Source organism: Psychrobacter sp. 1U2 (genome assembly GCF_051847575.1).
In genome coordinates, this window is sequence record NZ_JBPYDC010000292.1 from 1 (window position 1) to 1,250 (window position 1,250).

The following is a 1,250-nucleotide window of genomic DNA, read 5'->3' on the forward strand; positions in this document are numbered from 1 at the left end:
CACGGTATCCCAACCGAAAACAAATTGCTTAAAGACGGCGACATTATTAATATCGATGTGACTGTCATTAAAGATGGCTATTATGGCGATACCTCAAAAATGTGGATCGTTGGTAATGGTTCCATCATGGCGCAGCGTATCTGTAAAGTGGCGCAAGATGCGCTGTATGCAGGCATGAGTGTCGTCAAAGATGGCGCGCGTTTGGGTGATGTTGGTGCCGCTATCCAAGAAGTGGTCGAGCCTGAACGCTTTAGTATCGTGCGTGAGTTCTGTGGTCACGGTATCAGTAATGAGTTTCACCATGAGCCACAAGTTATGCATTATGGCAAAAAAGGCACAGGCTTTGAGCTTAAAACTGGCATGACCTTTACTATCGAACCCATGATTAACCAAGGTACATGGCAGACCAAAATCCTACCGGATGAGTGGACGGCGATTACTAAAGATCGTAAGCTGTCTGCCCAATGGGAGCATACCATGGTCGTGACTGATAATGGCTGTGAGGTATTTACCACGCGTCCTGAAGAAGATTTGAGCTTTTTGACCCAATGATATAAATCAAGATCGCTTAGGCGGTCTTTTTTTTGCGCTATTATTATTGTCTTTAGGCTATTATTATGAGTCGGTAGATACGCGTTAAGTATTATGTTGACTGCTTTTAGCTTTATACGTTTAATTGCTTTGTGCTTTTAACACTCTCTATTTTTAAATTATTGTTTGGATAACGCTCATGTTCTCTTTCGATGCTGCTTCTATTAACCTAACTCCGCTACCCTCTTTTCCTGCGTCAGATACGGTCTCATCATCTGATACGGAGAAGTCTTTACTTGGTATACCCAAATGGTTAACGCAGATCAATAACGATATTAGCCGCGCTCTTGAACGTGGAGCGAATATTCGTCAACTAGTTGGCGCTCGTAGCGATGCCATTGATGATTTGCTGATTGTATTGTTTACATGGTTTGAGTTAGACAAGACAGATTTGGCATTATTTGCAACTGGCGGCTATGGACGCGGCGAGCTGTCTCTGTATTCAGATATCGATATTTTATTGCTAGCACCTGATAAGTTACAGACCGATGTTAGCAGTAAAATTGATAGGCTGGTAGCGATGTTATGGGATATTGGTCTTGAGCCTGCGCTATCGGTACGTAGTGTCGATGACTGCTTGGAAGCGGCCACGGATCATACGGTTGCCAGTACGTTACTAGAGGCTCGATTGTTAATCGGTAATGAAGCGCTACAGAGCA

At 43.6% G+C, this 1,250-nt stretch carries 2 protein-coding genes; both read left to right on the plus strand.

Translation table 11 applies throughout. The annotated features are described in order from the left end of the window. A partial coding sequence (map, locus tag ACS8FD_RS15255) for a type I methionyl aminopeptidase (RefSeq protein WP_439276470.1) occupies nucleotides 1-552 on the plus strand: 552 nt, incomplete at its 5' end. Nucleotides 553-730: 178 nt separating this feature from the next. Continuing rightward, a partial coding sequence (locus tag ACS8FD_RS15260; RefSeq protein ID WP_439276471.1) for a nucleotidyltransferase domain-containing protein occupies nucleotides 731-1,250 on the plus strand: 520 nt, incomplete at its 3' end.